At 61.9% G+C, this 25,773-nt stretch carries 26 protein-coding genes; 11 read left to right on the top strand and 15 right to left on the bottom strand.

All coding sequences use genetic code 11. The features are described 5' to 3' along the window. Positions 1-21: 21 nt before the first annotated feature. From P0111_01645 to P0111_01625, 5 genes are all read right to left on the bottom strand, one after another. On the bottom strand, positions 22-1,632 hold the full coding sequence (locus tag P0111_01645) for a tetratricopeptide repeat protein (protein ID MDF0642707.1): 1,611 nt from the start codon (positions 1,630-1,632) through the stop codon (positions 22-24). A 75-nt stretch (positions 1,633-1,707) separates the two neighbouring features. Then, positions 1,708-3,048 (bottom strand): TldD/PmbA family protein, encoded by a 1,341-nt coding sequence (locus tag P0111_01640; protein MDF0642706.1) that lies wholly within the window; start codon positions 3,046-3,048, stop codon positions 1,708-1,710. A gap of 8 nt (positions 3,049-3,056) precedes the next feature. After that, positions 3,057-4,511 carry a TldD/PmbA family protein gene (locus P0111_01635; GenBank protein ID MDF0642705.1) on the bottom strand — a complete coding sequence of 485 codons (1,455 nt, stop codon included), beginning with the start codon at positions 4,509-4,511 and terminating at the stop codon, positions 3,057-3,059. A gap of 66 nt (positions 4,512-4,577) precedes the next feature. Next, positions 4,578-6,116: a hopanoid C-3 methylase HpnR gene (gene hpnR / locus P0111_01630; protein ID MDF0642704.1), complete on the bottom strand. Its 1,539-nt coding sequence runs from the start codon at positions 6,114-6,116 to the stop codon at positions 4,578-4,580. 72 nt (positions 6,117-6,188) lie between these two features. Continuing rightward, positions 6,189-7,235: a glycerophosphodiester phosphodiesterase family protein gene (locus P0111_01625; protein ID MDF0642703.1), complete on the bottom strand. Its 1,047-nt coding sequence runs from the start codon at positions 7,233-7,235 to the stop codon at positions 6,189-6,191. A 526-nt stretch (positions 7,236-7,761) separates the two neighbouring features. On the opposite strand from P0111_01625, the gene P0111_01620 reads away from it, so the two are divergent. Beyond that, positions 7,762-9,333 (top strand): SulP family inorganic anion transporter, encoded by a 1,572-nt coding sequence (locus tag P0111_01620; GenBank protein MDF0642702.1) that lies wholly within the window; start codon positions 7,762-7,764, stop codon positions 9,331-9,333. 1 nt (position 9,334) lies between these two features. Then, positions 9,335-9,583 (top strand): hypothetical protein, encoded by a 249-nt coding sequence (locus P0111_01615; GenBank protein ID MDF0642701.1) that lies wholly within the window; start codon positions 9,335-9,337, stop codon positions 9,581-9,583. Here the strand turns inward: P0111_01615 and P0111_01610 are convergent. From P0111_01610 to P0111_01600, 3 genes are read right to left on the bottom strand one after another with little or no spacing between them, the layout of a single operon-like run. Then, positions 9,570-10,376, bottom strand: a complete 807-nt coding sequence (locus tag P0111_01610) for a DUF1295 domain-containing protein (protein ID MDF0642700.1) — start codon at positions 10,374-10,376, stop codon at positions 9,570-9,572. The two genes, P0111_01615 and P0111_01610, sit on opposite strands and share 14 nt — an antisense overlap. 53 nt (positions 10,377-10,429) lie before the next feature. Next, a complete protein-coding gene (locus P0111_01605; protein MDF0642699.1) occupies positions 10,430-11,302 on the bottom strand; it encodes an SDR family oxidoreductase in 873 nt (290 codons plus the stop codon). Next, positions 11,299-11,973 carry an SDR family oxidoreductase gene (locus P0111_01600; GenBank protein ID MDF0642698.1) on the bottom strand — a complete coding sequence of 225 codons (675 nt, stop codon included), beginning with the start codon at positions 11,971-11,973 and terminating at the stop codon, positions 11,299-11,301. Before P0111_01600 ends, P0111_01605 begins: the two co-directional genes overlap by 4 nt. Before the next feature lie 354 nt (positions 11,974-12,327). On the opposite strand from P0111_01600, the gene P0111_01595 reads away from it, so the two are divergent. After that, positions 12,328-13,050, top strand: coding sequence for a hypothetical protein (locus tag P0111_01595; protein MDF0642697.1), 723 nt, complete (start codon positions 12,328-12,330; stop codon positions 13,048-13,050). Between the two features lie 24 nt (positions 13,051-13,074). Here P0111_01595 and P0111_01590 read toward each other — a convergent pair whose 3' ends face one another. Beyond that, the gene (locus P0111_01590; protein ID MDF0642696.1) at positions 13,075-13,200 is read right to left on the bottom strand and encodes a hypothetical protein; all 126 of its coding nucleotides are present in this window, start codon (positions 13,198-13,200) and stop codon (positions 13,075-13,077) included. A gap of 87 nt (positions 13,201-13,287) precedes the next feature. On the opposite strand from P0111_01590, the gene P0111_01585 reads away from it, so the two are divergent. From P0111_01585 to P0111_01575, 3 genes are all read left to right on the top strand, one after another. After that, the gene (locus tag P0111_01585) at positions 13,288-14,508 is read left to right on the top strand and encodes a hypothetical protein (protein ID MDF0642695.1); all 1,221 of its coding nucleotides are present in this window, start codon (positions 13,288-13,290) and stop codon (positions 14,506-14,508) included. A 6-nt stretch (positions 14,509-14,514) separates the two neighbouring features. Next, complete coding sequence (locus tag P0111_01580) at positions 14,515-14,658, top strand: hypothetical protein (protein ID MDF0642694.1); 144 nt, start codon at positions 14,515-14,517, stop codon at positions 14,656-14,658. Positions 14,659-14,745: 87 nt separating this feature from the next. Next, positions 14,746-15,459, top strand: coding sequence for an RNA polymerase sigma factor (locus P0111_01575; GenBank protein MDF0642693.1), 714 nt, complete (start codon positions 14,746-14,748; stop codon positions 15,457-15,459). A 16-nt stretch (positions 15,460-15,475) separates the two neighbouring features. On the opposite strand, the gene P0111_01570 is transcribed toward P0111_01575, so the two are convergent. Then, positions 15,476-16,732, bottom strand: a complete 1,257-nt coding sequence (locus tag P0111_01570; GenBank protein ID MDF0642692.1) for a patatin-like phospholipase family protein — start codon at positions 16,730-16,732, stop codon at positions 15,476-15,478. Between the two features lie 145 nt (positions 16,733-16,877). Between P0111_01570 and P0111_01565 the strand changes: the two genes are divergently transcribed. The 4 genes from P0111_01565 (at position 16,878) to smbP (ending at position 18,601) form a co-directional block, all read left to right on the top strand. Then, the gene (locus tag P0111_01565; GenBank protein MDF0642691.1) at positions 16,878-17,117 is read left to right on the top strand and encodes a ribbon-helix-helix domain-containing protein; all 240 of its coding nucleotides are present in this window, start codon (positions 16,878-16,880) and stop codon (positions 17,115-17,117) included. 4 nt (positions 17,118-17,121) lie between these two features. Further along, a complete protein-coding gene (locus P0111_01560; protein ID MDF0642690.1) occupies positions 17,122-17,544 on the top strand; it encodes a PIN domain-containing protein in 423 nt (140 codons plus the stop codon). Positions 17,545-17,800: 256 nt separating this feature from the next. Then, positions 17,801-18,181, top strand: coding sequence for a hypothetical protein (locus tag P0111_01555; GenBank protein ID MDF0642689.1), 381 nt, complete (start codon positions 17,801-17,803; stop codon positions 18,179-18,181). 39 nt (positions 18,182-18,220) lie between these two features. After that, positions 18,221-18,601, top strand: coding sequence for a small metal-binding protein SmbP (smbP, locus tag P0111_01550; GenBank protein MDF0642688.1), 381 nt, complete (start codon positions 18,221-18,223; stop codon positions 18,599-18,601). A gap of 12 nt (positions 18,602-18,613) precedes the next feature. Here smbP and ettA read toward each other — a convergent pair whose 3' ends face one another. Next, positions 18,614-20,299, bottom strand: coding sequence for an energy-dependent translational throttle protein EttA (gene ettA / locus P0111_01545; protein MDF0642687.1), 1,686 nt, complete (start codon positions 20,297-20,299; stop codon positions 18,614-18,616). A gap of 381 nt (positions 20,300-20,680) precedes the next feature. On the opposite strand from ettA, the gene P0111_01540 reads away from it, so the two are divergent. Beyond that, positions 20,681-21,613: a hypothetical protein gene (locus P0111_01540; protein ID MDF0642686.1), complete on the top strand. Its 933-nt coding sequence runs from the start codon at positions 20,681-20,683 to the stop codon at positions 21,611-21,613. Between the two features lie 95 nt (positions 21,614-21,708). Here the strand turns inward: P0111_01540 and P0111_01535 are convergent, their stop codons facing one another. From P0111_01535 to P0111_01520, 4 genes are all read right to left on the bottom strand, one after another. Beyond that, positions 21,709-21,879, bottom strand: coding sequence for a hypothetical protein (locus tag P0111_01535; protein MDF0642685.1), 171 nt, complete (start codon positions 21,877-21,879; stop codon positions 21,709-21,711). Positions 21,880-21,887: 8 nt separating this feature from the next. After that, the gene (locus P0111_01530; protein MDF0642684.1) at positions 21,888-22,643 is read right to left on the bottom strand and encodes an alpha/beta fold hydrolase; all 756 of its coding nucleotides are present in this window, start codon (positions 22,641-22,643) and stop codon (positions 21,888-21,890) included. Then, positions 22,640-23,359 (bottom strand): dienelactone hydrolase family protein, encoded by a 720-nt coding sequence (locus P0111_01525; protein ID MDF0642683.1) that lies wholly within the window; start codon positions 23,357-23,359, stop codon positions 22,640-22,642. The genes P0111_01530 and P0111_01525 overlap by 4 nt, the downstream gene beginning before the upstream one ends. Before the next feature lie 111 nt (positions 23,360-23,470). Continuing rightward, complete coding sequence (locus P0111_01520) at positions 23,471-25,684, bottom strand: PQQ-dependent sugar dehydrogenase (GenBank protein ID MDF0642682.1); 2,214 nt, start codon at positions 25,682-25,684, stop codon at positions 23,471-23,473. Positions 25,685-25,773: the final 89 nt, after the last annotated feature.

Genomic DNA, 25,773 nt, shown 5'->3' with positions numbered 1-25,773 from the left:
AAAGAAATACCGAGGCGAGGCTCAAAATCGGGAGGCGGTCAAGGTCACGTCGGCATAACTCCATGCAGCCTGGAACCGACGTTCCACATCCACCGCCTCCTCGTCCTGCTGCTGCGCCCTCAAACTTTGTCCCAGTCCGAACAGGGCCCACCCGTTTTCCGGGAACCGTTTCAAATCCGCTCGGTAGACCTGCTCGGCTTCGCCGGGACGATGCGCCATCAGCAGAACGGCGCCGAGATACAGACGAGTCGACAAAGGCCAGAGCGGCGGCTCGGAATACTGCATGGCGTCCTCAAGCTTGACCGCCGCTTGGAGAGCACGGACCGCCTCGTCGTAACGTCCGTGACGGGTCGCAAGATCGCCCGCGAGCAGTCGTTCGGCGATCTTGAGCTGATCCCGTTCAATCTTTTCCTGCGGCAGGCGCGTCCGTCGAATCTGCTTCGTAAGCCCGGCCAAGGCATAGTGTTCCCCCGCTGCGCCGGGCAGCCTCCCGGTCGCAGCGAGCGCCAAACCGCGTCCGAGCCGCCAGACACCTTCCATGAGGCGGAACCCTCGAGGCGGAGGCGGCTCCTTGAGGAGATCCTCCCAGCGTCCGAACCGGATCCAAGCGAAGAGCTTGGAGGGCAAATATTGTTCTTTCGAGCGATCCTTGCGGACTTCCTCCTCGCTGATCGTGGCCGACAGCGAGCCGGAGATCTTGACCGCTTCCGCACTCCGGCCTTCCATCAACAGCGACGACCACAAGAAGTGAAGATTGTGGCTGTAATAACCATCGGCATAGTCACCGGCCAGGTGATGTGCGGCGAGATACGTCTCGTCGACATGCGCGGCTTGGGCGTTGTGCTCGGCCGATTCGTGATATTTTCCGACTCTCGCATAAATATGGGCGGGCATGTGGACGAGGTGGCCCGCGCCCGGCATGAGATCGGCCAATCGGTCGGCGCAGGCCAGCGCCCGCTCAGGCTGCGAGGAGGCTTCGACGGCATGAATGTAATAGTGGCAGGCGCCAGGATGGTCGGGATGCTGCGCCAGCACCGCCTCGAGCGTCGCGATGATCTCTTCCGTACCGGGCTTGGGCTTGCCGTCCGCGGTCCACAAATCCCACGGCCGGAGATTCATCAAGGCCTCGGCGAACAGGACACCCGCGTCGGGGTCGTCCTGATAGCGCCGCCAGACAAGCCTCATCGCATCGGCATAGGCCTTGGCGAACAAGCCCCGTCCGGCTCCTTTCGTGGCGCCGTACCGTTTGGTCAGGGCGTCGATATAGGCGCGCTCCCGTTCGCCGGCCTGGTCCATCCGACTCCGTGCTTGTCTGACAGCTTCGACCGCGCGCCGTTCGTGGTCCTTGGCCATGCCGGCATTAATATTGGGCCCCAGCGCCAGCGCGACGCCCCAATAGGGCATGGCCGCCCGTGGATCCTGTTTGGTCGCCTCTTCGAACGACCGGATCGCCTCCTCATGGTTGAACGCATAGACCAGCCGCAGCCCTTGATCGAAGTACCGCTGAGCCGATTCCGATGTGGTGGAGATCGGATGATGCAGTGTTCCGAGGTTCTCGAAAATCGGCGGAGCGGCCTGAACCTGTGCGCAGGTCAGCAGTAGAATGAGGGCGCCCAGCGTTGAACAGACCATCCGGCCGCGGCACTGCCGCGAATGCATGTTATCGGGCGACATGCAATGAGTTGCCCGGTGGAACGCTCATCCCGTTCAAAATCGTGTCACGCTCGAGAAGTTGAAATCCCGGATCAGCATCGCGGGGACGAGCGACTTGCTCGTCTCAGACGTGACGGCCTCGGCCGGCTCCGTGCAGGATTCCAGCTGCGTAAAGGCCCGAAGCGGACTCTCGTGAAACCGCAAGTTCTTGACCGGTGCGACGATTTGCCCGTCCTCCACGAGAAACGTTCCGTCCCTGGTCATCCCCGTCAGCGTCAGGTCCGAAGGATTCGCGACCCGAATATACCAGAAGTTGGTCACCAGGATGGCCCGGTCGGTCTGTTTGATGAGATCCTGAACTTTCGCCGCAGACGGTTTGGAATCCGACAGGAACGGAGCCTCCATCGTCGGAACGACTGCGATGCCATGGCGCAGAGCGGTGAACCGGTCGTATGACAGCTGTCTTAACGTCCCGTTCTCGACCCAGGTCGTCGCCTCGCTGGGCAGCCCTTCGGACGTGAATCCTACTCCAAGGAGATCGGCGTGATCGGGAAGATTGCGGAGCGTGAGCCGCTCGTTGAAGACCGGCCAGCCGAGCTTACCGCTAAACGGACTGGTCCCCTTGTCGTAGTCCTTGGCGTCCAAGGTCCAGAGCACCCACGACAACAATCCCGAAACGGCGGCAGGCTCAAGAATGACCGGATACCGGCCCGGCGGCAGTTCCCTGAGATCGCGACCCCGCTTGGCTTTCCCGATCGCCGTGAGTGTGCGCTCCTGAACCCTGAGATGATCCAGCGAACGGTGCGCCGCGGCGTTCCATCCCGTCGCCTCACCGGCCTGAACCGTGACGCCGAACCGCGCCTCAGTCCGTTCTTCGAAGGCGAATAGCCCGTTGCTGGCCGCAATGCCGACGGTGGAGAGGGACGAGGAGACGATGCCGGCTGCCAGGAGGTTTTCAATGCGGCATTGCCCGATCGCTTCATTGGCATATTCGAGCCGGCGCGCCGGCCCTGCGGCGCCGGTCTCCGACCGGGCGGTGGCACGACGCGGGAACGTGGTCTGCTCCGGGGGAGGCAGGTACTCCGGATCCTTCGGGGACAGTCTGGCGACCTGTTCGGCCCTGGCGACGAGGTTGTTGATCGCTCCGGCCGTGAAGTCGGTCGTGCTGGCCGTGCCTCGCCGGCCTTCAAGCGCGACCGTCACCGTCAAGGTTCCCCGTCTCGCATCCACGTTCTGGATGACCTGGCTGTTGGCGAACCTGGTCGTCCCGCCGTGGTGATCGTGAAGCGCCACGGTCGTCGCGTCCGCCGCCGACCGACGGAATACCAGATCGGCGAGAAAACGAAACTCCTCGCGACCGGTCATCCGGGGCCATGATCTAACCGTCACGTTCACGCGCGACTCTATCCCTTGATGACGTCGACCTGCCGGAACCGCGCAGGCGAGGCGGCGTGCGTCATCCAGCCGGACTGGCCCGGCTGGCCTTTGCCACAGGTAATGAAGCCGAATCGACGACGGTAGGTCCGGTCGGCGACGCCGTCGCATTGTCCCCAGAACTCCGGCGTGATCCCATGATAGATCACGTCGCGAAGCATGTGTGTGCGCTTGCCGTGCTCGATCAACCAAAAAGCATCGCCGCCGAATTGGAAGTTGTACCGCCGCTGGTCGATGCTGTACGACCCGTGTCCTTCGATGTAGATGCCCTTTTTGATGTCGCCGATCAGGTCGTCCAAGCCGGCCGTGCCGGGCTCGAGTCCGATGTTCGCAATCCGAACGATTGGTACGCTTCCCCACCCCTCGGCCCGATTGGAGCCGCGCGAGCGCGTCTCGCCGATTTTCGAAGCGGTTTCTCGATTTGTACAGTATCCGACGAACAGGCCATCCCGCACGATGTCCCATCTCTGACAGGCGACGCCGTCGTCGTCATAACCCGTCGCCGCTAAGGTCTCCGGCTCGGTATTGTCTGCGACCAGGGAGACGCAGGGCGAGCCGAAGCGGAAGCTCCCGCGCTTGTCGGGGGTGAGAAAGCTCGTACCGGCATAGTTCGCCTCGTAGCCCAAGGCGCGGTCCAGTTCGCTCGGATGCCCGCAGGACTCATGCATGGTCAACGAGAGGTGCTCGGCGTCCAGGACAAGATCGTAGCGCCCCGGCTCTACCGCCGGAGCGCGCACCTTCTCCGCCGCCTGAGCGGCGATGCGAGGGGCTTCCGCCAGCAGTCCGGCGTCTTCGATCAGCTCGTATCCGGTCCTCAGATGTGGCGTACTGAAACTGCGCGACGCAAACCTGCCGTCGTGCCGCGCGACGGCTGTAAACTCTCCCTGCACCGCCAGGAGATTGAAATCGAGTTGCGAGCCTTCGGTCGACAAGAACAGTTTCCGGTCCCGTCGAGCCCAGAGGGCGGCACGGCTTCGGACGACTTCGGCCTGGCGGTAAACGTACTCCATGATGTCGCACAACAGGGCGGTCTTGTGTTCGAGCGGGACGCCGAACGGATCGATGCGGAAGGGAGTCTCGACGCTGGCGCGATGCACCGGCTCTTCGACCAGGACCACCTTCTCCCGAGCCAGCGAGGAAGAGCCGCGGGCGATCTCCACCGCGAGCTCGGCCACGCGCGGGACTTCTTCCAGCGACAAGACGGAGCTCGCCGCGAAACCCCATCCGCCGTGATAGAGGACGCGGATGCCGAAGCCGGCATCCTCGATGTCCCGGATGGACGCAATCCGCCGATCCTCGCCCTCGAGGTGCTGGGTGAGGCTGTGCTGAACACGCACGTCGCCGTAGTCGGCCCCCGCGGCCCGGATACGGGCCAAGGCCAGTTCGGCAAGTTCAACCCAATTCGTCGTCATCGCCACGAACATGCCAGATCGTTCCGACGCCCAGTATACCAGGAGACGGGCCCGTTCGGCCGCGAGGAATGTGACGGATTAGATCCCGGTGCCGCTCCGTGTGGCTTCGACAAATTGCTCGGTCGATTCGTCGAGGGCGCGGCCCCTCCGACCTTTCGGCGGCAAGATATATAAGAGTTTCGAATTTCCCGGCGTGGACCCAGGCAGAGACATTTCGTAGGACACCGGACGCTGATGGTCGGCCATCTGCAGTCTGGGGTCGTACACGCTGTTGAACTTCCACAGCATCTTCACGAAATTCGTCTGTCCGCGCAACAGATGCCCGGCCGCGAGTTTCGCCGTGGATTTGAGCGCCGTCCACCCCAGATGCTTCTTGTTGAGCACCTGTTGGGTCTTAACCAGCTCCTCATAGAACTCCGGAAGCGGCAATTTGGTCGGCAGCACCGCATGCTGGATGTCGAAGAGGCGATAGTCGCGGGTCTTGAACTTGCGCGACTCGGTGTGCCAGCTCTCGGTGCCGGGATAAGGAGTATTGACGCTGATGTTCACGATCTCGGGGATCTCCAGACACCATTGCCGAATCACCTCGAATCGCCTCCGGTCCCAGTCGGGATCGGCGATCAGATTGATGGCGACGGTGATGCCGAGGGACCGGGCGAATTCCAACGCTTCGAAATTGCGTCCCAAGGAAATGCGTTTCCGATGCATCCGGAGGCCTTCCTCGTCGATCGCCTCCACACCCAGAAACATGTATTGCAGGCCCAGCGTCTTCCAAAACTTGAAGACATCCTTGTTGCGCAGTAACACGTCGCCGCGCGTTTCGAGATAATATTGCTTCTTGATGCCCCGCCGCGCGATGGCTTCGCCGATCTCGAATCCTTGCTTCGCCTGAATGAAGGCGACGTCGTCGACCAAAAAGATCCCCGGTTCCGCCACCATCGACAGGTCCTCCACGGCCTTCTCGGGACTGACCGTCCGGTAGCTGCGTCCGTAAAACGTCCAGGCGCTGCAGAAGGAACAATCCCAGGGACAGCCGCGCGCAAACTCGATCGAGGCGCAAGGATCCAGAACGCCGATAAAATACTTCCGCCGATGGCGGAGCAGATCCCGCGCCGGACGCAAATCATCCAGGCTGCCGACGAACTGCGGAGGCGGACCTTCGCCCTTGACCGTCACCGCCCCGGGCACAGTCACCACGGCATTCCGATCATGTTCTACAGCCTGCAACAACAGGGGAACCGAGACTTCACCCTCACCCTTGAGCACGCAATCGATCGAGCCCTCGGCATGCTGAAGGAGATCGTGGGCCACGAACGACGCGCTGTGTCCTCCGACGAACACAAATGTGTCCGGTGCCTGTCGCTTGGTCGCTTTGGCGAGATCCACGATCTCCGGCACGTTGGCCAAATAGTTGCACGAGAAGGCGACGGCATCCGGCTTCCAGGTTCGAATGAGCGCGGCGTAGTCTTTCCAGGTCTCCACCTGCAGGTCGATCAGCCGGACCTCGTGGCCCATCTGCCGAACGGCCTGGGCGACCAGCTCCAGCCCCAACGGCTCCAGGCGCAGGTAAATTTTGGTGTACATGAGCGGGCCGGGATGCACGGCGAGAAATTTCATAACGGAATCTTGACAGAGTCGAGGGAATCCGTTCAACCATGAAACGGCTCGATTTCACTACAAGGGTTTTTCCTAGTATCCAATTTTCTTCCAGAATGCTTCATGATCATCCGGCTCAGATCTTCGATAGATCGAGAGCGCCACGTCGGCTCGATCGGTGAAGAAGCCGTCCGCTCCGCTCAGCGTCACCATCCACATTTCCCACCGCTCGTTGATCGTCCAGGGATGGACGAATAATCCGGCCCGATGAGCCCGACCCGTGTGCCAGGGCCAGGTGGTGAGATATCGCCTGGGGGCGGCTGCAACCGACCACTTCGGGCTGAACGCCCACCTGACGCCCCACGTCCCGACGCCGGAGCCGACTTCCGACGCGGTCTTCATCAAGGCGTCGAGGCCCTCTCTGCCGGCCATGACTTCATCGAGCAGGAGCAGCCGCGGAACGTGGGGTGCCAGTGCCTTGAGTCGAGCCAGGCTGTTCGGCTCGAACGACTGAAAAATCACACGCCCGGACGGTGCTGCTCCGCCATCCTGGACCCACCCGTGTTTCCTCAGAACGCTCACCAGTTGCTCCTCGATGCCCGGGAACCGGCTGGCCGCCTTGGTCTCGATGTAGAGACCCGGGCGCCTGGACCCGGACTCGGCCACCGCGATCACCTCGTCCAGCCGGAGAATCCGAAGGCCCTTGAACGACTCACGCGCCCGATCGGGAAACGCCCGATTGAACCAAGTTCCCGCGTCGAGCTGCGCCAGTTCCTCAAAGGTGAACATGTCCACCGTGTGCTTCTCACGACCGGGAAAGACGTCCGCCACGTTGGTCGTACGGGACAAGTCGTCGTCGTGCACGACGACCAACATGCCGTCCCTGGTGCGTTGCAGATCGATCTCCAGGTAGTCCGCGCCGAGCTCACGGGCCATCAGGTAGGCGGGCAACGTGCTTTCCGGAGCCAGATAGGAAGCGCCGCGGTGGGCGATGACGGCGGGACGAGGAATGCTGAGGGCCCGGGCGACTCGTTTTCCCCTCGTCGTTCCACCGACAATCCCGCAGCCCAGCCACAGCCCCACGGCCAGCAGGACCGCGGCGGAAACCGCCGCGAGCGACACCTTTAAACCCGAGCCCATGGCCGACTAGGTAGTCCTCTCCCCTGCACCCTGTCAAGGATCCGCTTTCGCCGGGCGGCCGGCGGCATCTGTACGGGCTTGGCTTTCACGGAGGGAACCACTACTATGGGGCCCCACGATGCAGACCGCGAATCGGACCCTGCGGCAACACATTTCCCTGTTACTGGCTGGGACGTTCCGAACCACACGACACCTTGCCGAGGCGGCAAACATCGGCGAGCGACAGGTGGAAGAACATCTCGAGCATGTCGTCAGGTCTCTGGCGCGAGATCGTTCCCGCCGGTTTGTGCTCCGGCCTTCGGCTTGTCGAGACTGCGACTTCGTGTTCCGCGAGCGGACCCGCCTGACACGCCCAAGCCGCTGCCCCCGCTGTCGGAGTGAGGCGATTTCCGCGCCGGAGTACATGATCGAGTCGCGCGTCTGATCGGCAGCAGGCATCGACCTTTTTCTCAATGGTTCTGGCCGGATCAGCCGGACTCGCGTAGGGAAAGAACGCCGCGTCTCCTCGTTCCCGTGGTAGCAGCTCATGACGTCTCAGGCGCTTCGCCTTCAGTTCCGGTGGGAAACCTTCGGGCACGATCTGTTGGCCTCGATCGTGGTCTTTCTCGTCGCGTTGCCGCTGTGCATGGGCATTGCCGTCGCTTCAGGCGCCCCGCCGGCCACCGGCATCATCACCGGCATCGTGGGAGGTCTGGTCGCGGGTGCGCTGGCCGGTTGTCCTCTTCAAGTCAGCGGTCCGGCCGCCGGTCTTACCGTCATCGTCTACGAGATCATTCATGAGCAGGGGATGGAGCGACTGGCCCTGATCATCGTGCTGGCCGGCATCATTCAAATGAACTGGGCCTGGCTTCAACTGGGACAATGGTTCCGCGCGGTCTCCCCGGCCGTCGTCCACGGCATGCTGGCCGGGATCGGCGTGCTGATCTGCGCCAGCCAGTTCCACATCATGATCGACGACGTACCAAAAGGATCGGGGCTGGAGAATCTGGCGACTCTCCCTTCGGCCATCTGGAAAGGTTTGGTACAGGACGACAGTACGCCGATGAATCACCATCTCGCGGCGAGAATCGGCGTCTTGACCATCGCGGGAATCGTCATGTGGAATCTGTACGCCCCGAGGATGCTCAAGGCCTTGCCTTCCGTCCTGTTCGGCGTGTCGCTCGCCACCGTCACGACGGCGCTGCTGGGCCTCGACATCGCGCATATCAAGGTACGGGACAACCTCCTCACGATCATCAACCCTCCCACGCTCGATTCTATGCGCCACCTGTTGGATCCTTCGATTCTCGGGGAGGCCCTGACCCTGGCGCTGATCGCCAGCGTGGAAACGCTCTTGTCGGCGACCGCCATCGATCAGCTTCACCATGGTCCGCGTACCCGCTACAACAAAGAACTCTTTGCGCAAGGTACCGGCAACCTGTTGTGCGGGTTTTTGGGCGTCCTGCCCATGACCGGCGTCATCGTCCGCAGCGCCTCCAACGTCGAAGCCGGCGGGCGCTCCCGCGCATCCTCCATGATGCACGGCGGCTGGCTGCTCCTGTTCGTGTCGTTTCTTCCATTCATCCTGCGCTTGATTCCGACGGCCAGCCTGGGCGCCGTCCTCGTGTTCACCGGGTACAAGCTCATGAACCTCAAGGTGATTCAGGAACTCAGACGGCACGGCTCGAGCGAAGTCCTGATCTATGCCGCCACGCTCGGTACGATCGTCGTGACCAACTTGCTGACCGGCGTGCTCGTCGGGGTCGGCCTCGCCCTCGCCAAGCTGCTGTACACGACACAGAATCTCGACACCTCCCTTGAGCACGATCCGGCGACCGGCCGGCTGACGCTCAAACTGCAGGGGATCGCCACCTTCGTCAGCCTGCCCCGGCTGGCGACGGCGCTGGAGGACGTGCCGCCGGCCACGGACCTCGAGGTTCGGTTTTCATCGCTCCGTCACATCGATCACGCCTGCTTGCAACTCCTCGAGTCCTGGGCGAAACTTCACAACTCGGGAGGCGGCCGGGTGGACCTGGACTGGGGCAAGCTCAACGCGCTGTCGTATCACGCGAGAAAGGATGCGCGCACGGCCACCGGCGGGCGGAAATGGATTCACTGACGTGAGACCTGGAATCGGCGCCATAAACAGAGCAGCGGCAGTCGTGCTGGTCCTGATGTTCCTGACGTTCCTATTGACCGGCTGTACCGGCGACAAGCCGAAGGAACTACTGGAGACCGCGGAGTTTGAAGAACGGCAGATGAACCTGCCCCACGCGAAACAGTTGTACGAAGACCTCGTCAGACAGTACCCGACCACCCCTGAAGCGGACATCGCGCGTTCACGACTGGCCGCGCTCAATCGCGATTAGTCGGCCACGACCGAGGAAGCCAGGGCACGAAGGCGCTCGTCGTTTCCCGGTAGATCCGATACTCGTCACCTCGCCGTATCAAGGCCTGCCGCTCAGCCGGCGGGATCCCTGTCACTTTCCACAGCGCCCAGCCCATCCCCAACGGCGCAAGCCAGGTCAACGGCCAGCCGGGAGCGCCGATCCCCATGACGACGTAGGCCCACCAGTGGAGCCATTCAAAGAAATAGTTCGGATGCCGTGAGTAGCGCCAGAGTCCTTCTCGACACACACGGTCTTGGTTTGCGGGCTCCGAGCGGAACCGCGCGAGCCGGCGATCGGCCGCAGCCTCCCCTCCCACCGCGACGACCCAGATCACAATCCCGGCCAGCTCGACCAAACCGAAGGGCGGGCGCGGATTCTGGATGATGACGAGGAACGGCAAGGAAAACAGAGCGACTGCCGCAGCCTGAAGTTGGAAATAGCCGAACATCTTTAGGTGTTCTGCGCGCCCCCATTCGACCCGAAGGCGGCGATAGCGCGCGTCCTCGACTTTGCCGATGATTCGATCGAACAGCAGGTAGATCCCCAGGCGCCCTGCATAGACCGACACCATCACGAGCGCGACCGCCTTCCGCTCGACATCGCCCGACGCCTGAACGGCATACCAGCAGACTGCGGCGATCAGGCCGGCGCACCAACCGACGTCGGCGAGCGAGGCATTGCGATAGAGGAGCTGACACACCCAGAGACCGGCCATCACCGCGACCATCGCGGCATAGGCGTCCAGTATCAGCGTGATCGGATCGGGAGCCATTCATATCTCCGCCGAAGCGATCGCTCGGGGCGGCTCGTCGCCGGTTCGTCCGATCATGACGCGGGATAGTCCCATGGGTCTCCGTCCGACCCCCGCTGCCTCAGCCACTGTGCAAGGCCTGGTAGTTGAAACGACAAGAGCGTCTGGATCTTGTCGCAACGGAGCGACAGGTCCGCGGGCCTTGGCGCCCCGACATGATCGCGTCCTGAGCCTCGGATCAGACGCCCAGCCAGGACCGGATAGCGGGGAAGCAGCAGCTCGCCGATCTCCCAGCGTGACAAGCGCTCCGCACCGCCGAGATGGTAGAGACCGGGGCGCCCGGCGTGGAGCAGGTCCCACAAGGCCCGCGCAATGACGCCGGCCGGCAGCGGACAACGGAATTCGTCCGCGTAGAGCCTCAGATCCTTGCCGGCGCGGGCGGCCCGGCACATGTCTTCGACGAAGCTCCGATCCCCCGATACCGAGGTGCCGGCGGTCAGGACGATCCGGACGACCGAGTGCCTCGGATTGCGGAGCACGACCTGCTCAGCCTCGAGCTTGGTCCGGCCATAGACATTGATCGGGACCGGCTCATCCGATTCGTCGTACCAGCCCTTCCGGCCGTCGAACACTTCTCCGCTTGAGAGAAAGATGAAGGGAATGTCGCAAGCCAGCGCCGCCAGGTGCGCCGTGACCCGCACGTTCGCCAGCCGGGCCGCCGTCGGATCTTGCTCGCAGTCCTTGGTTCGGCTCAACGCGGCGCAGTGGATGACGGCACTCGGATTGAGCGTCCTCCACATCGCTTCCACAGCCGGAAACTCGGTGAGCTCGAGGTCCCGGCGGGTCAGCCCACGCACCTTCCAATCGGGCGCCCAGCGAACGACGGTGCGGACCACATACTGGCCGATTAATCCACCCGCGCCGGTCACCACGACGAGCGGTTTCACTGTGTCCCGCCGGCGAGCAGTCGGATGTCCGGCACATCCATCACTCGCATCGCCTCCGGCGGATGCTCTACGGCCCAGACCACCGCGTTCAGCATCTCGCCGATGGTCAGCAGCCCCAATCGACCGGCCGCCTTGCGTGTGGACGGCCATCGTTCCGCGATCCGGTAGATCGGCGCAAGGAAGAACGGCCACCAATGGCCGGGACCCAGGACGTACCAGGGACGCAGGATCGTCGCCGGCATGTCGCCGGCCCGCAGAACGGCTTCGCACTCGCACCGCACGGCAATGTAGTCTTTCATGATCGGCGCCGGATGGGCGACGCTGACATAGATGAAATGGTCGACTCCGGTCTGCCGCGCCGCCTCGATGGATGCCAGCCCTGAGATCCGATCGACAGCGCGAAACTGGTCGCCTTTCCACGGCGCCGGTCTCGGCGTACCGACCAATTGCACGAATGTGTCTCCCCTCCGCACATGCTCGAGGAAGGTCCGCGCGTCGAACGGATTGCCGATCACAGGTTCGCAACCGGCAGGGAGTCGCGTCCGCGACGACTCTCGGGTCAACGCACGAATCGCATGGCCACGTTGAGCGAGGAGTGGAATCAATCGGCTCCCCAGATAACCGGTGCCGCCGGTGAGGAAGATCCGTTGCAATGGTGGCTTCGTCTCCATCGATCGGACCATTATAGTGTGATCCGGTTCCAAAGAGCAGATAGGGTGGAGCCCCACGGCTTAAGCCTCCTCCGCCGAAGCAGCTTCGGCTGCGAAGGCCGGACAGCCGTGGCTTCCTGCGTAGGCGGGTGCATCACGCCTTCGGCCCTATCGCCATGTTTCCAGGCTGAGAGAGACCTGCCCAGGATCGCGATCAAGGATGGTCCCGGAAGGAGCCTCCACAAATCGCCGGAATACGGGAACGCGGCGGGCGACCTCAACATCCAATAGGTAGGACCGCGCGCGACGTGTCCCAGGCCACAGGGTCGTTCGCGGCATCCAGACCACAAACCATACCATTTTATGGAGACCGTCATGTCCTGTTTGCAGATCTCCCTTCCCGCCATCGTCCGAAAGCTCACCCTTGCGGGCACGGCAACCGCGTTCGTGGCCCTGTCTCTGTTGACGCTCACGACCGCCTGCGCTCATGAATCGCAGTCCTCGGATGTGTCGGCTAGACATGAGCGCATGATGACGGGGCAAGCCGGCATGCGCACCGCGAGCATGAGCGCGCTGTACTCCACGATGCAGCGACTCTGGGCGCAACACATGGAGTGGACCTACGCAGCGGTGACCGCGTTCGTCTCCGGCTCGCCCGCGTTCGATGCGAGTGCTGCGCGCCTCATGCAGAACCAGGCCGACATCGGCAATGCCATCAAGCCCTTTTACGGTGATGCGGCCGGCGAGGCGTTGACCAAGCTGCTCAAGGAGCACATTGCCGGCGCGGTCGAGGTGGTGAAGGCAGCCAAAGCCGGCGACAAGCCCGCCACGGACAAGGCTGTCGCCGCAGCCTACGCCAACGCTCAGGACATCGCGGACTTCCTCGCAAAGGCGAACCCCCATTGGAAACAGGACCAAGTGCGCGCGATGCTGAAGGGCCACATCGACACGACGCTCGTATATGCCACCTCGGTGCTGCAGGGTAAATACGCCGACGGTATCGGTGAGTACGGCAAGGCCGAAGCGCACATGCTGCAACTGTCCGACGCGCTGAGCGCAGGGCTCATCGCCGCATTCCCGAACAAGTTTGCCAGCTAACCCCCATTTCAGTCATGACCGCTTCTACCGCAACCGCCCATGCGCCGCGGTGACGAGCCTGGACGCAGCGGCTGCTGCGTCCAGACTGGCGGCTTTCTGGAACTCGCGCTGGTTCCAGAAGGCCAGACGATGTCTGACGTCCACCTGCATGGAGAAATCATGAAACGGGAACGTGGGGCGAAGTCGCTGCATCCAATGAAGTGATGTGAACGCGGACGCAGGCAGAAAGGAGACGACATGCTGACAGGCACGGCTCGAACATCGTTGATTGCAGTGACGGTCGTAGCGGTCGCGATCACGGCGGCTGGGTGTGGTGGCTCGGACGACCTGGCCACCCCCGTCTCGAACGCCCCCGCCTCGGCCTCCCCCGTCCAAGAGGGCCAGCAGATCTTCCGATTCGACACTTTCGGCGACGAGCGCCAATGGACCGACACGTTGAGGATGCACGAGGTCATCAGCGCGGCAGTCGATCCGACGACGGCGTTGTCGGTCGGGCTGAAGGTGGATGCCGATGCGCTCCCGGCAGCCGTCGCCGACGGCATCAAGAACGGCAGCGTCGATCTGAAAAGCCCGGCCACGACGGTCGCGCTGCTGAAGCTCGACGCGGTGGTCGGCATTAAGGGCACCGTCGAGACGGTCAACGGCGTGGACCGGTTGACCCGCGTCGGCATCACCTGCGCGCTCTGCCATTCGACGGTCGACGACTCCTTCGCCCCCGGCATCGGCAGACGGCTCGACGGCTGGGCCAATCGCGATCTCAACCCCGGCGCCATCATCGCGCTGTCCCCCGCGGTCAATGACGCGACAAAGGCGGTCTTGAACTCATGGGGTAAAGGTAAGTTCGATCCGCGGCACAACGTCGATGGCATCAGCAACCCAGTCGTCATTCCTCCGGCTTACGGGCTCGAAGGCATCCACAGCGTGACCTTTACGGGCGACGGCACGGAACCGGCCTACTGGAACCGCTATGTCGCCGTGGTCGAGATGGGCGGGGAAGGGTCGTTTTCCGATCCGCGCGTCAACCTGAATATCACCAACGGCACCAAGGATCTCGTGTCGAGCAAGCTGCCCGCTCTACAGGCGTATCAGTTGTCGCTGAAAACGCCTCCCCCACCGACCGGCAGCTTCGACCCAACCGCCGCAGCGCGCGGCAAGGGGGTCTACGAAGGCCCGGGCCAATGCGCAATCTGCCATAGTGGGACGCTGTTCACCGACGCCAACTCAACCCTGCATCCGCTCAGCGACTCGGCGGCCGCCGAGACGGACTATGCGCTGCGCTCGGCGACCAAGCAGTTCCGGACCACGCCCCTCAAGGGAGTGTGGCAACATCCGCCGTACTTCCACGACGGCTCGGCGGCGACGCTGGAAGATGCCGTACACAGCTATAACACGAAACGTTCGCTCGGGCTGAGCGTCCAGCAGGTCGCCGACCTCGTGCAGTACCTGAAGTCGCTGTGAGCACAGATGCCCTCCCGCTTGCGCGAGGTCCGCGCGATCGTTCAGGACGAGAATTTGCGCACCGCCACCGGCGAGAGCTACCATAGCTATTCGAGGGATGCGCTGGACACCGCAGTAGATAAGGACGATGTAAGCAGCGAACATTTCTAGGGTTATTGAACTCTTCAGGAGTCAACTCTCGCGGCCCCGAAGCCGGGAACGCGCGAGCCTCATAGCCCATCTAATGCTTTAGGACACATGCTGAACACAGACCGCCAATCATCAGCACCCAGTTCCGAGCACAGTCAGGAACTGGAACTCGTTTCACGCGCCGCCTGCGGAGACGAGGCCGCCTTCGAACTGATCATGCGGCGCTATAATCAAAAATTGTTTCGCACGGCGCGCAGTATCTTGAGAAATGACGAGGAGGCCGAGGATGTGGTGCAGGAGGCCTATATGCGCGCCTGGCGTGCGCTCGGCAACTTTCGCTCGGATGCCAGACTCTCGACTTGGTTGGTGCGCATTGTGGCCAATGAAGCCCTTGGACGCTTGCGCCGCAAGAGCCCGCAGATTCTCACGCTGGACGATGCTATGAATTCACCTGAACCCGACATACAAGCGTCGCTGACGGACGAGCCCAGTCGGAGACCCGAGCACGCCGCCATGCGGGCGCAGCTGCGTACGTTGCTGGAAGCACGCATTGATCTGTTGCCCGAGGCGTTCCGCGCCGTCTTCATGCTGCGTGCCGTCGAAGAAATGAACGTGGAGGAAGTTTCGCAGGCGTTGAATATTCCCGAGGCCACAGTGCGAACCCGGTTTTTCCGCGCCCGCACCCTGCTGCGTGAGAGCTTGGCCGGCGATCTCGATGTCACGCTGGCTGAAGTCTTCACCTTTGACGGCGCGCGCTGTGATCGTATTGTCGCCGGGGTCCTGGCCAGGATCAGGGGGGAAAGGCCCAGCTCAGGACGATGAAATCCTTGCCGGCGAATCAGTGGCCGGAAGGCGAAGGGGGCAGAAAGCTGGTCCGACCTTCGAGGCGCGCTACTTCGAGGCTCTCTTCGACAAGACGTTTTGCCGCCGCGATGAGCGCCTGCTGATCCTCCACATCGATCTTCAGACTGGTCTCGATTCTCGTGACCTTCGCGCCGAGCGGATCGTCGTCCGGCAACTGACGGAGGGCGAGGTGCCAAGAGCTGCAGGAGCCCTGCCTGTTGTCCGTTCCCACTGCAAACCTGCCGAACCGAGCGCGATCCTGCCGGTCGGCCGGAATGCCGGCCCGCTCCAGGACTTCCCGCCGATTGCTCTTGAGCAAGACGGTCGCAGCGGGTAACGGTTTGCCGTCGTGCTGTCTGAGGCGTGGAGTGGCATCCACCGAAATGAGAAGGCATCCCTCTGAGAATTGGGTCCCCAGCGATTCTCGTTCCACGGCCCGGTTCAACATCGTGACCAGGGTCTTCACGCCGAGATTGTCGACCGGACCGCCGTCATACGCGAGCACGGCCGGTCCAGCGGACGCGCCGGCTGCGCCGGATTTCCCGCGCAGAGCGACCGCATCGAACAGGCCCGGATAGGCAGCCGACATGTAAACCGCGCGGGCGACGCTGAATGACGCGAGCGACGGCTCCAACCCGGCAAAACTCTCGTCGGAAATCACGAACGGCTCGCCAGTCAGGGCGTTGGTGCTGTTGAGCAGAAGCGTCGGTCTGTCCGGATTCAGGTCGGCATAGGTCGCTCCATGAAAAAGTTCTTCATCGAGCACAGAAACGACCGTATCCGCCTTGGTGGTCTCCGTGAACCAATAGCGAAACAGGTTCGGCGGCGACAACCAGCGACCGAGCACTTCCCCCTGAAAATCCTGGCCCATCCGTTGCAGCACACCGTTGGAAAAGTCGATGTCTTTGTACCCGTCAAGCGCATAATAGGCGGCGGGCAGCGCGCCGCCGGAAACGGCGGACAGCACATCGATCTGCTGAAGGATGCCGAGCCGCTCCAGCTCCTTCATCACCGCCGCGCCGAACACTGCCGCGCGACTGCCACCGCCGGAGATCGCCAACCCAATAAAGCGGCCATCGCGTCGTTCTTTCTCGCCAAGCTCATGACTCGCTCTGGTCGGGTTCGACGCCCCGACCACCTCGAAGTGGGTGGGGACAGGCGGTCTCGCCGACGCGCAGCCGCCGGCGGTGAACACAAGCAGAACCATCAGACGAATCGAGTGGGAGAGGGTCCTGGCCAAGATCGTCTTCATGCAATGATGTACGAGACCGGATGACGATCGGATGCCTGGGAGTTTGTACGAGTCATGCCGCGCGACTTGACACAGCCGCCCTACGGTCATACAATTCTGCCACTACCGTAGTACCTTCCCGCGCCCACGACGGGGGAGTTGAACCATGAAGACCCTGTCCCTCAAGTTGGATGATGCGCTCTATGCCCGGGTCCTCGCCGCAGCGAAGCAGCGCGGCACGACTCAGTCCGACGTGGTGCGCGACGCGATTCTTGCCCGCCTTGCGCCGCGACGGGGAGCAGTCGTCGGTTCCGCGCTCGATCTCGCCAAGGATCTCGCCGGCTGTGTCACCGGCCCCGCCGATCTCTCGACCGACAAGACCCACCTTCGCGGATTCGGACGGTAGGCCGGTGCGGGAGGTCCTGCTGCTCGACACCGGTCCGCTGGTGGCGTTTCTGAACCGAACCGATCGGCATCACGAGTGGGCCACGGATCAATTCGACCGGTTGCGCCCGCCTCTTCTCACGTGCGAGGCCGTGTTGGCTGAAGCCTGTTACCTGCTCCGCCATCATCCCGGCGGCAGCCAAGCGGTCGTGCACCTGCTCGATCGCGGCGTGCTGCAAGTCGGCTTCGACCTCGAAGACGACGTCGAGTCCGTCGTCAAGCTTATGGGCCGATACGAAACTGTCCCCATGTCCCTGGCCGATGCCTGCCTTGTACGAATGGCGGAAGGGCACGCCAAGAGCCGCCTCCTCACCTTGGACGGAGACTTTCGTATTTACCGGAAGCACCGCCGCCAGATGATCCCGACCATCATGCCGCAAAGGGCATAACCGGCCAGGCGTTTCATGCTCCTGGCCGGCAGCGCTGCGCCCGGCCGTTCGGCAAGACTAGAACCTATCTCAAAATTCTTTCATGATGGGGCGGGGTCTGTTGTCGTCATTCCCGCGCAGGCGGGAATCCAGTCTTTTCGGGTCATTCTGGATGCCCGCTTTCGCGGGCATGACCACTTCTTTGTGGAACAACCATTTCGAGATAGGGGCTAGGCCGCGCACACGTCTCTGACGAAGTCGGTGCTATAATCGCGCCATGCGTTGGCTGATATCGCTCGCGGGGTTGCTTGTCCTGCTGCCGGTTTCCGGACGGACGCAGCAGCCGCTCCCGCCCTACGACCTCCCGCCCGAAATCAGAATCCCCATCGAGCAGATGAAGTTCGATCGGGCGACCAGGATCGAGGGCCGTGTGCTGTATCTGGATACCTACGACGAGGCGCTCTGGATCGAGTGGACCGCCGTTCACGACGGAGACCGGTGGCACACCGTTCCGAGCGGACGGCAATTCGTGGTCTACCCGGCAAGCTCCGACATGATGGCGTTCTTCAAGGCGCTGGCGAAGGGCACGGTATTGCGCATGACCGTGCAGCGCGGCCCGGACGGCAAGCGGCGGGCGCTGGTCCTCGAAGGCACATAAGGACGAACCGAGCAATTTGAAACCGGAGGAGGGCCTCCCATGCGATGCGATCGAAGCCCCATTCTGACCGTCCTGAGCGTGGTCCTGTTCACGGTGTCGCCGGCCTGGTCCCAGGGGTCCCACATTGAAGAGGCCTTGCAACACGCCCAGGCGGCAGCCATGCAGGGAAGGCAGGACTACCCCGACGAGTTGGTCAAGCAGGCGAAGGAGGCGCTCCGGCATGCCGAACAGGCTGCCAAGGGCAACGACAATCCCCATCTCGCATCCGGGATCGGCGCGCTAAAGCGCGCCATCGAGCACGGGCGGGCTGGTCAGAACACCGAGGCGACGAAGGCAGCCGAGGAAGCCGCCACGCATCTTTCTCAGGTGACGGCCGCCGCGCCTGCCGTGGCCCCGGCTGCGGCGGACAGCGGCTACTGACCTCCCGGTCGCTCAATCTCTGGTCAGTTTGCGATACCGGATTCGATGCGGCTGGTCCGCTTCTTTGCCGAGCCGTTTCTTGCGGTCCGCTTCGTAGTCGCTGTAGTTGCCCTCGAACCAGACGACCTTGCTGTCACCCTCGAACGCGAGAATGTGCGTCGCGATGCGATCGAGGAACCAGCGGTCGTGGCTTGAGATCACCGCGCAGCCGGCGAAGTTTTCGAGGCCTTCTTCAAGCGAACGCAACGTGTTCACATCCAGATCGTTCGTCGGCTCGTCCAGAATGATGAGGTTCGCGCCTTCTTTCAACATACGGGCGAGATGGACGCGGTTCCGCTCGCCCCCTGACAGATCCTTCACCTTTTTCTGCTGATCGGTCCCGGCGAAATTGAAGCGCGCGCAGTAGCCGCGCGCATTCACTTCGACCTTGCCCAGCTTCACGGTCTCTTGCCCATCGGAGATCACCTCGTACACGGCCTTGGTGCCGTCGAGGCTCCGATCCTGGTCCACATAGCCGAGCTTCACCGTGTCGCCGACCTTGATGCTGCCGGCATCCGGTTTCTCCTTGCCGATGATCATTTTGAACAAGGTCGTTTTGCCGGCGCCGTTCGGCCCGATCACCCCCACGATTCCGCCCTTCGGCAGGCTGAAGTCGATGTGCTCGTAAAGCAGCTTATCGCCGAAGCCCTTCGTCACCCCCTTGGCCTCCACCACGATATCGCCAAGGCGCGGACCGGGCGGAATGTAAATCTCCAAATCGTCGCTGCGCTGGTCCTGTTTCTGGTTCACCAGTTCTTCATAGCGATTGAGGCGCGCCTTGCCCTTCGACTGGCGGGCCTTCGGCGACATGCGGATCCACTCCAGCTCATGCTCCAACGTCTTCTTCCGTTTGGACTCGGCTTTCTCTTCTTTCTCCAATCGTTCCTGCTTCTGTTCCAGCCACGACGAGTAGTTGCCTTGGAACGGAATGCCGTGGCCGCGATCGAGCTCCAGGATCCAGCCTGCCACATTGTCGAGAAAATACCGGTCGTGCGTGACGGCGATCACCGTGCCCTTGTACTGCTGCAGATGCTGCTCCAGCCATTGTACGGATTCCGCGTCCAGATGGTTGGTGGGCTCGTCCAGCAAGAGAATATCCGGCTCCTGGATCATCAATCGGCAGAGAGCCACGCGGCGCTTTTCGCCGCCCGACAACGTCCCAACTTTTTGATCGGCCGGGGGACAACGCAACGCGTCCATGGCGATGTCGAGATGGTTCTCTAATTCCCACCCGTTCGCCGCCTCGATCTTTTCTTGCAGCTGCGCCTGCTTGTCCAGCAGCTTCTCCATCTCGTCCGGCGAGGATTCGCCGATCTTGTTGCTGACGGTCTCGTACTCTTTCAGCAACGCGACCAGTTCTTTCTTGCCCTCCTCAACGACCTCCTTGACCGTCTTGTCGGGGTCGAGCTGCGGCTCCTGTTCAAGCAGGCCGACGCTGTATCCCTTTGAACGTGAAATTTCACCGGTATAGTTTTGATCGACGCCGGCGATGATTCGCAGCAGTGAACTCTTGCCGGAGCCGTTCAAGCCCAGCACGCCGATCTTCGCGCCGTAATAGAAGCCGAGATAGATCTCCCGCAACACCTGCCTCTTCGGTGGGTAGACCTTCCCGACATTGACGAGGGAGAAAATGACTTGTTTGTCGTTCGCGGTGGCCATACGGTCCTTTATAACAATGATGTGAAGTGGTGGTGCGCCGGTATGAACGCTGGTGCGCTAAAGCGATGCCGTCACGCAAGCCTCTGTCGTCGGTCCGATTGCCGAGTGACAACCATACCCCGGATGCTTCGTCGATTTCCACTGAGCGCAGGCATTCCCGTTGCACAGGACATCCGAGTCGGCCCCTCTTGCCGGTTTAAGCCGTTCGGTATACGGTATCCGCCGTCGCGTCTCCTTTGTACCTGAAGGCTTCGGACCCCCAGCATGTCTTGACCGACGCCGTATCTGATAGCTGAATAGTCAATCCACTTTTTTGTGGTCGTTCCTCTTTCTTTCCAGACCTCTTGTTCCAGAGGCGCGCGGTTCGAAAGGAGGCTGTTCATGTTCGGCTCAATGGCGCTCGAGCTCGCGATCAGCATGGTCTTTGTCTACCTCCTGCTCAGCTTATTGTGCACGGCGATCAATGAGTGGATCGCGGGTTTGATGGCCTTACGACCGAAAACCCTGGAGCAGGGGATTCGCAATTTGCTGAACGATCGAACCGGTACCGGCTTCGCCAAGCGACTCTACGATCATCCATTGATCAGGGGGCTGTCCGAACAGGGTCATAAACCTTCCTATATTCCCTCGCGCGTCTTTGCTCTGGCCTTTCTGGACATGATCGCGCCCGTCGACGCCGCCGGCTCATCACGATCGCTTGCGGATGTGCGGACGCTTGTGGGGAAGATAGCCGACACCGAGCTTCAACGAATTCTGCTGATTCTCATCGACCAATCCGGCGCTGAATTGAACCGGTTACGCTTGTCTCTGGAAAACTGGTACGACGAGTCGATGAATCGGGTATCCGGCTGGTACAAGAAGAAAACGCATAAGATTATCTTCGTGTTGGCCTTCCTCTTGACGGTGCTGGTGAACGCCGACACGATCATGATCGTCAATGCGCTTTCGCGTGATGCCACATTGCGCGCTTCCATTGTGGCGGCAGCGCAACAAGCCGCGGCACAACCGCTGCCCCAAGGCGGCGGGCAGGCATCCGAAACCGTGACAACGCTCCGAAGTCAGATCAATGCCTTGCAATTGCCGATCGGATGGTCGGCGGATGCGAGAGACTCGCGAGCTGTTCCGACTTCATGGGGCGATGCGCTCATGAAACTCGTGGGTCTCTCCCTCACGGTGTTTGCCGTTTCATTGGGCGCGCCGTTTTGGTTTGACCTCCTGAATAAGCTGGTGAACATCCGATCGGCGGGGAAGCCGCCTGAAACCGTGATCGAAAGGGAGGAGCGGGTCTCCCGTGTCCAACAAGCCAACCCGTGAAGGAAATCCGTTCTAGTGGCCGTCCTGCTGAACGATGCGTAATGCTCCCCCTTCGCGTCCCACGACGCAAAGCGAAACCATCACGTGAGAAACGCTCATATCCCCAGGTCTTCCGACAGTCGCACTTCCGACTCGTCGAGAATGTCTTCCAGGCAGGTGAAACAGGGAAAGGGGAACCGATCTACAGGAAGCGCACACACTTCTCCGACGGCGGTGCCGGTTTCCAGCGCCGGGCCTCCACACTCCCTGTGGATGAGCGTCAACATGAGGGCCCTCATCGTTGCTCGACCAGCAGCCGACGCAGCAGTTCGATATGCTCCGGGCCGCTCAATCGATGGTCGCCAGGGATCAGGTGAAGATCAACAGGAAACGACGGGGCGTTCAACCGAAGCTGTTCGACGAACCGTCTGCTGCCTTCCGGAGCGATCGCCGCATCATTCAATCCATGTACGATGCTCGTGCTCACCGGCCTCAATCGATCGAGCGTCGTCTGCCAGACGGCCTCGCTTTCCTCGACCCACTTCCATGACAGCGGCCAGTCTTGGTGGAGGGGATCGTCGTCCCACGGCATCGAGCCCAACCTGATCCAGTCGCGTCGACGCTGATCCGGGATGTCCCTCGCGCGAACACCCATCATGTTGAACGCCGGCGCGATGAGAATCAGCCGATCGATATAGTCGAACTCTCGGGCCATTAGCCAGGCGATCCAACCGCCCAGCGAGTTCCCGACGATCGTGAGCGACGGACTCTGCGGCAGCATGGAGATCACGGCCCGGGCGTCGTCCAGCCAGTCTGAGAGACTGTACTTCGCAAACGACCCTTCCGAATCTCCGAATCCTCGCACATCGTAGCAACAAAACCCCCATCCCTGCTCCGCACACCATTGGGCCAAGGCTTTGCTCTTACTTCCCCAGCGTCTGGACAGGAAGCCCGTGATGAAGAGGACTTGGCGTCCGGCACCCTCGGCGATATCCCCCCGGATCAATTTACCGTCGGCACCCTTCAGATCGAATCGACGCATAGGCTTCATGGCCGGTTCAGGACTCCCGTCAGGAACGCGCCCAGTTGCCGCATGACCGGCTCAGGAATCTCGTGGCCGCCCCGGAAACTCTGCCAGGCGACCGCCAGCCCTGCCTGGGTCAATTCGTCCCGCAGTCGTTCTGCCATTTCATAGGGAAGGATCGGATCCTGGGTGCCGTGGCTCTGAAACACGGGCAAGCCCGCTCGCTTGGCAACGGCAGGCCGCCATTCATGGCGTGCCAGGAGCGTTCCAGATAATTGTACCAACCCGGCAAACGGATAGGCCGTGCGCATGGCCAGGTCGCAGGTCAACATGGCCCCTTGGGAGAAGCCGCCGATGACGGTGCGCTTGTAGTCGATCGGCAGGACATGCGGAAGTTCGGCCAGCAGCTGTTCCATCGTCTGCCTGGCTTGCAGCAGTCCACGCGGCACCTCAGTTGAGAGGTCCCGGAGACGCCCGGCCGAACGGTCTGCCTCCAATCGAGCCATATCGATCAACCACCAGGCTCGGGAATCTCCGTACCCGAAGCTCAGCGAGAGCGGGCCCTCGGGAAATACAAATCTCGTACCGGGCGGCACGGCCAGCGCGTCGCCGATCGGGACCAGGTCGTCTCCCGGCGCGCCGAAGCCGTGCAACAGGATCACGGCCGGACCCCTCCCGCCGCCTTTCCCATCCGTTCCGCCCGTGACGCGGACATTGAGGTCGCCAACACGCGCTTGCTTCATCAGTGAACCACTCTATGACGAGCGACTCCGCGCCGCAAGCAGCCCCGCTCCGCTGCGGCGTCAAACCGAGTCGTGCCGTTGACCCCGGAGATTGGGATGTCCGATGTGCGATTAGGGATTGGAATTTGGAATCACTTTATAGATCGCATTGAAGCCGGAAGCGTAGACGAACCCGCCCGGTCCTTGAATGACATCGAGCAGTCCTCCCAATCCTCCGTTGAACGAGACGGCCATGGCTCCAAGATGATCGAGCTGTGCTCCGGCCAATGCAATCCGCCGAAGCTTACCCCCGTTGACGTCGGCGAACAGCAGATTGTTGTGGTAGGCGGACGGATAATTCGAATTCTGCGGGATCGTCGTCATGCCCGTCGGCCCGATCGTGGGCGTGATGGACACAATAGGATTGCGGAACCGCGGATCGTTGGCTATGCCCGTGACGATAGGCCAGCCGTAGTTACCACCGGGCACGATGCGATTGACTTCATCGTCGCTCTCCGGCCCGTTTTCGGTGACCCAGAGGTCTCCGGTTTGAGGATGAAACACGGCCCCGAAACTGTTTCGAAGACCCATGGCGTAGATTCTGGGGTCGCCGAATCCTGGAGGATTGTCCGCCGGGGCTGAACCATCGGGATTGAGACGAAGAATCTTGCCGCCCAATGAATTGATGTCTTGCGCCAATTGCCGGCGATCCCATTCTCCGAGCGTGACGTAGAGTTTGCCGTCCGATCCGAAGCGCAGGACTCCGCCGTTGTGAATGTCCCCTGCGGGCAGACCGTCGAGAATGGGTGTTTCGTTCGTCCCTTGGCCGTTGACTTCCGTTACACGAATGAGTCGATTGTGCAATTGGTCAGCGGTGACATGGTAGAGATATACGTAGTGGTTCGTCGAAAAGTTCGGATCGAGCACGAGGCCGAGCAGGCCTTGATCCCTACCATGGCCGACGTCGACATGATAGAACGTGGTCGGGCGCAGTTGCCACGCGCCTCCCACGATATCGACGATCCTCACATTTCCTGTCAGAAGTTCGTTGAAGAACACCCTCCCATCCGGCGCAACAGCCATCGTGACCGGAATATCTAGGTCGCTGAGGACTGACTCTAACCGGAATTCGCCTCCGGGCGGTTCTGCGATCGTGAATGTCACTGTTTGAGTTGATTCGGGATTTCCAAGCGGATTATGCGCGCTGTCCACCAGTTGCAGACGGACTCGATGCGTACCGCTGGGTTGCTGGAAGATCTGAAACGACGTGCTGGTCTTCCAGTGCACGACGTGGGTGTGCTGCCCCTCATAGAGCACGCCCGTGTCTTCATTGGGTCCGCTGAAGAACTCATAGGGAGTCGGATCGTTGTCCAAGAAAAAATGGACATGGGGCTGCCCCTGGAGTCCAATGGTGAAGTTGGCGGTCGCCAGGGAAATGGGCACCGCTCCCGGCAGGAAGGTGGCGCCCGACGAGGGGCTGACGACGCTGATGGTCGGGATGGTGTTGGGCGGAACACCGACGGAGAAGACGAGCAAGGTCGTGGCCTGCGCATTGCTCAGCGCGACACCGGCCGCATCAACCAGCGTGAATCGAATCTGATGGGCCCCGCTCCCAAGATTGCTCAGGCGTATTGCCGTGGAACTTTGCCACGAGGCATCCGTCGCAGGGTTCCCTGAACGCTGGACTTGATTCGTCGTCCCGTTCAAGAAATCGTACGGAGTCGGATCGCTATCCAGATTAAACTGCAGATGCGGTTCCCCCGCCCCGCCCAGGAAAAAATTCTGCACCACAAAGTTGACCGTCACGGGGCCGGCCGGTAGCGCATCGTTCTGTGCGGGGCTCGTCACCGTCATCGTGGGGGCGATGCTGGCCGGGAGGGTCGTGTTCGGTTGACCCGGATTGTAAGACGAAGGTGGAGAGACATGTTCCGGAGTTGCCTTTTCCGGCGGGGCCGCGCTGGTCGCCACAAATCCTAGGTCGATCGCCCCGGCTTGTGTCAGAGAGAACACATTTGTTTCAGGATTGCCGATGTAAAGAGGGTAGATTCGCCCGCCGGTGATGAAAAATATCCGCAGCGGGGTCCCGAGTTGGAGCCCGGAGAGTTGATAGGGGACATGGCCTTGAGCATCGCGGGGCCTCCCTGTCGTGTCGTCCTCCGCGACGATTTGGTCGTTTGAATCAATCGCCACGATTCTCGTGCCGGCGACAGTCCCCGTGATCGAGCCGGGCCCCGGAGTCGTCGCCACGGGCTGGGAACTGTCGCTGCTGGAACCGCACGCAGAGAGACCCACCCATAGAAGGAGGGCTGTGCCCCCGGTAAGCGCTCGCAGAATTCTTGTAGCCATGCTCTCCCTTGTTCGTTCCTGCCCGACAGACGACTCTCCGTTTGCCCCTTATGGCCGCAAGTTTCTAGCATCTATCACGATTGCTTACT

It is taken from the genome of Nitrospira sp., from assembly GCA_029194535.1.
Taxonomy (GTDB): Bacteria; Nitrospirota; Nitrospiria; order Nitrospirales; family Nitrospiraceae; genus Nitrospira_C.
Note: the sequence above shows the minus strand (reverse complement) of the source record. Positions and strands in the feature narration are given on the sequence as shown.

What these genes read in the sequence shown, in the direction of transcription:
- P0111_01610 (MDF0642700.1), bottom strand. Translation starts at nt 10,376, where the DNA reads ATGGCTCCCGATCCGATCACGCTGATACTGGACGCCTATGCCGCGATG.
- ettA (MDF0642687.1), bottom strand. Translation starts at nt 20,299, where the DNA reads ATGGCCACCGCGAACGACAAACAAGTCATTTTCTCCCTCGTCAATGTC.
- P0111_01635 (MDF0642705.1), bottom strand. Translation starts at nt 4,511, where the DNA reads ATGTTCGTGGCGATGACGACGAATTGGGTTGAACTTGCCGAACTGGCC.
- P0111_01575 (MDF0642693.1), top strand. Translation starts at nt 14,746, where the DNA reads ATGCTGAACACAGACCGCCAATCATCAGCACCCAGTTCCGAGCACAGT.
- P0111_01555 (MDF0642689.1), top strand. Translation starts at nt 17,801, where the DNA reads ATGCGTTGGCTGATATCGCTCGCGGGGTTGCTTGTCCTGCTGCCGGTT.
- hpnR (MDF0642704.1), bottom strand. Translation starts at nt 6,116, where the DNA reads ATGAAATTTCTCGCCGTGCATCCCGGCCCGCTCATGTACACCAAAATT.
- P0111_01585 (MDF0642695.1), top strand. Translation starts at nt 13,288, where the DNA reads ATGCTGACAGGCACGGCTCGAACATCGTTGATTGCAGTGACGGTCGTA.
- P0111_01570 (MDF0642692.1), bottom strand. Translation starts at nt 16,732, where the DNA reads ATGAAGACGATCTTGGCCAGGACCCTCTCCCACTCGATTCGTCTGATG.
- P0111_01520 (MDF0642682.1), bottom strand. Translation starts at nt 25,684, where the DNA reads ATGGCTACAAGAATTCTGCGAGCGCTTACCGGGGGCACAGCCCTCCTT.
- P0111_01535 (MDF0642685.1), bottom strand. Translation starts at nt 21,879, where the DNA reads ATGTTGACGCTCATCCACAGGGAGTGTGGAGGCCCGGCGCTGGAAACC.
- P0111_01600 (MDF0642698.1), bottom strand. Translation starts at nt 11,973, where the DNA reads ATGGAGACGAAGCCACCATTGCAACGGATCTTCCTCACCGGCGGCACC.
- P0111_01620 (MDF0642702.1), top strand. Translation starts at nt 7,762, where the DNA reads ATGACGTCTCAGGCGCTTCGCCTTCAGTTCCGGTGGGAAACCTTCGGG.
- P0111_01625 (MDF0642703.1), bottom strand. Translation starts at nt 7,235, where the DNA reads ATGGGCTCGGGTTTAAAGGTGTCGCTCGCGGCGGTTTCCGCCGCGGTC.
- smbP (MDF0642688.1), top strand. Translation starts at nt 18,221, where the DNA reads ATGCGATGCGATCGAAGCCCCATTCTGACCGTCCTGAGCGTGGTCCTG.
- P0111_01580 (MDF0642694.1), top strand. Translation starts at nt 14,515, where the DNA reads ATGCCCTCCCGCTTGCGCGAGGTCCGCGCGATCGTTCAGGACGAGAAT.
- P0111_01565 (MDF0642691.1), top strand. Translation starts at nt 16,878, where the DNA reads ATGAAGACCCTGTCCCTCAAGTTGGATGATGCGCTCTATGCCCGGGTC.
- P0111_01530 (MDF0642684.1), bottom strand. Translation starts at nt 22,643, where the DNA reads ATGAAGCCTATGCGTCGATTCGATCTGAAGGGTGCCGACGGTAAATTG.
- P0111_01645 (MDF0642707.1), bottom strand. Translation starts at nt 1,632, where the DNA reads ATGGTCTGTTCAACGCTGGGCGCCCTCATTCTACTGCTGACCTGCGCA.
- P0111_01540 (MDF0642686.1), top strand. Translation starts at nt 20,681, where the DNA reads ATGTTCGGCTCAATGGCGCTCGAGCTCGCGATCAGCATGGTCTTTGTC.
- P0111_01525 (MDF0642683.1), bottom strand. Translation starts at nt 23,359, where the DNA reads ATGAAGCAAGCGCGTGTTGGCGACCTCAATGTCCGCGTCACGGGCGGA.
- P0111_01590 (MDF0642696.1), bottom strand. Translation starts at nt 13,200, where the DNA reads ATGCAGGTGGACGTCAGACATCGTCTGGCCTTCTGGAACCAGCGCGAG.
- P0111_01595 (MDF0642697.1), top strand. Translation starts at nt 12,328, where the DNA reads ATGTCCTGTTTGCAGATCTCCCTTCCCGCCATCGTCCGAAAGCTCACC.